Genomic DNA, 3,057 nt, shown 5'->3' with positions numbered 1-3,057 from the left:
CTGACTGACATCGTATTGCCGGTGGAAGTGCAAACCGAAAATGCCGAGCTCGCTGCTGATGTCGATACCGATACCGCGCTTGCACCACAACCTTTGTCAGTCGCCATTAGTTTGTTGTCAAAAATCGAAGCGTTGAATAAAAAAGACAACGCAGAGATTGCTCCCGAGCAGGAGCTGGTAACCCAAATAGCCGATGCCGACACTATGCTCACTCTGGATGTTGAGCAGATCAATGAATCGGTCATTGAAGTCGAGGAAAGCGCCGATCCACTGTTAAACCAGGCAGCGATGCTAGTGGGATTAATGACACAGCCAACGGCAGACAAAACCGCTTCGTCGGGTCAGGTGGCCGTAGCGAAAATAGAAGCGGTAATCACCCCAGCAGACAGTGCTGTTGCACTCGAGTCTATGCTGGATCAAGCCAGCGATGACACGCTTGCCAAGGTGGCACAGGTAATTACAGACACAGCGGCAGCGGCAAATCTGGCGCTGAGTGCAGCGCAGCAGTCGCAAATGAAAGGCATGCTGGTAAGCGGCATGGAAGAAATGCGTGCCCAGTTAAAGCAGGGGCATCAGCCAGCGATTGATTTAACGGCCTTAGTCGCTCAGGTATCTGCTGAAGTTCAGCCAGAGCAACCTGTATTGCCTCAGCAGCTACTGCAGGATGCACAGCACATTGCACAACTGGCAGCCACGTCAGTGATGTCTGATCAAAAAGAGCTGCAACTCAACGAATTGCTACACAACACCCGTGATTTGATTACTCAGGAAACGCGTCAGCAACATTCTGAAACGGTGAAATCCATCCAACAGCAAGCAGCATTAGACAAGCCGATGCCGTTGAATCACCCTCAAGGCCAGCAACAACTGGCTGAAAAAATTCGCTGGATGGTGAATGGACGACAGTCAATGGCTGAAATTCGCCTGGACCCACCTGAAATGGGAAGCATGCAGATTCGACTCAACGTGTCGGGTGACTCGGCATCAGTGAGTTTTGTCGTGCAGTCTCAGCATGCTAAAGAGATGCTGGCCGATGCTATGCCGCGCTTAAGAGATATGTTTTCTGAACAGGGTATAGACCTGGGTGAATCCTTTGTGAGTCAACAACAAACAGGGGAACAAGGAGAACAACAGAGCGGTGGTCAATCAGGTGGCGGTTTCGATGACAATGTGCCCGAAGACGCAAAAATGAATGAAACCCGGGTTGTTCGACAGGCAAATGGCCTGATTGACGACTATGTTTAACTCTAAGCGGTCAACAGCATGGCATTAGTCGTTGCGATTTGTTGGCTGTGATAGATAATACGCCTAGTTTAAATTGAGAGAAGTGTGAGATGGCGGAAGAAGAATTACAAATTGAAGAAGAAGGCGGTAAGAAAAGCAAACTGATGCTGATTATCATTATTGCCGTAGTGTTAATTGGCGGTGGTGCAGCAGCCTACTTCTTTTTGTTTGCTGGTGGTGACGAGCCGACTGCGGCTGAGCAATTGGCAGCCGATGGTACAGGACAACCCGCGCCTGCGGCATCAGCGCCAACTAATGCCAGTGTTGGTACGGCGCTGTACGTAGCGATGCCGCGTCCAATCGTATTTAACGTACCTGGGTCTGGTCGCGACCGCCTGGTACAAATAAAAGTGCAACTTATGGTGCGCGGTTCTGACAACGAAGAAGCCGCTAAAACCCATATTCCCCTTATTGAAGGGACCTTGTTGCAAGTCTTCAGTTCCAGCAATGCCGATGACTTAGTCACCGAAGCTGGAAAGATTGAACTGCGTGAAAATGCCTTGGAATCAGTGCAGTCAGCACTGAAAGACATTGCTGGCAGTGAAGTGGTAGAGCGAGTGCTGTTTACCGACTTTGTGATGCAGTAACCGGAGCGAGCCGTGAGCGATTTATTATCTCAAGATGAAATTGATGCCCTGTTACACGGGGTAGACGACGTCGAAGAAGAAGAGGTTACACAAGAACCCGGGGACACATCAGCCCTGGAGTATGACTTCTCATCGCAGGATAGGATTGTTCGTGGCCGCATGCCAACGCTGGAAATTGTGAACGAACGTTTTGCCCGACACTTGCGGGTGAGTTTGTTCAACATGATGCGCCGCAGTGCGGAAGTGTCGATTAACGGTATCCAGATGATCAAGTTCGGTGAGTACATTCATACCTTGTTTGTACCGACCAGTTTGAACATGGTGCGTTTCAGACCGTTAAAAGGTACCGGCTTGATCACCATGGAAGCGCGCTTGGTGTTTATTCTGGTGGACAACTTCTTTGGTGGCGACGGGCGCTATCACGCCAAAATTGAAGGCCGTGAATTTACGCCAACCGAACGTCGTATTATTCAGATGTTGTTGAAAATCATCTTTGAGGATTACAAAGAAGCCTGGGCACCGGTGATGGACGTGTCATTTGAGTACCTGGATTCAGAAGTAAACCCGGCGATGGCGAATATTGTGAGCCCCACCGAAGTCGTGGTGATCAGCTCGTTCCACATTGAACTCGATGGGGGGGGCGGTGATTTCCACGTCTCGTTGCCGTACTCGATGCTGGAACCCATCCGTGAATTGCTTGACGCGGGTGTACAAAGCGACAAAGAAGACACCGACTTGCGTTGGAGTAAAGCACTGCGCGATGAAATCATGGATGTCAAAGTGGCACTTACCACGCACATGCTGGATTTCGAATTATCCTTGCGCGATGTGATGGACTTTAAAGCTGGTGACATTATTCCGGTGGAAATGCCGGAGCACATTACGGTGTTAATTGAAGAATTACCTTCGTTCAGGGCGAAGTTAGGGCGTTCCAGAGAGCACCTGGCGCTGAAAATCACTGAGAAAATAGCACGGCCGACTTCCGTGAAGTCGGAGTTACAGTTACTTACCCGTGGCGGACGCATTATCGACAATGATGCAGAGCTGCAGGTGTTAGAAGAAGATTTATAATCCTAAGCGATAGAAAGAGGCAGGATCATGAGTGAAGAAGACGGTATGGACGATTGGGCCGCAGCCATGGCTGAACAGGCCGATGCTGAGTCCGAAAGCGAAGGGGGTGACGACG

At 50.1% G+C, this 3,057-nt stretch carries 3 protein-coding genes; all 3 read left to right on the top strand.

Going from position 1 to position 3,057, the window contains the following annotated elements; translation table 11 throughout:
* Nucleotides 1–1,245, top strand: a 1,245-nt coding sequence (locus AC4MRN_RS20250) for a flagellar hook-length control protein FliK (protein WP_491204338.1), incomplete at its 5' end; no start/stop codon positions are given.
* 89 nt (nucleotides 1,246–1,334) lie between these two features.
* Entirely contained in the window at nucleotides 1,335–1,871 is a 537-nt protein-coding gene (gene fliL, locus AC4MRN_RS20245) for a flagellar basal body-associated protein FliL (RefSeq protein WP_490402488.1), read from the top strand.
* A 12-nt stretch (nucleotides 1,872–1,883) separates the two neighbouring features.
* Complete coding sequence (gene fliM, locus AC4MRN_RS20240; RefSeq protein WP_155015446.1) at nucleotides 1,884–2,942, top strand: flagellar motor switch protein FliM; 1,059 nt, start codon at nucleotides 1,884–1,886, stop codon at nucleotides 2,940–2,942.
* Nucleotides 2,943–3,057 lie beyond the last annotated feature (115 nt).

It is taken from the genome of Marisediminitalea sp. (assembly GCF_984433645.1).
The sequence above is the reverse complement of the archived record's forward strand: the minus strand, read 5'-3'. Positions and strand labels throughout refer to the sequence as shown.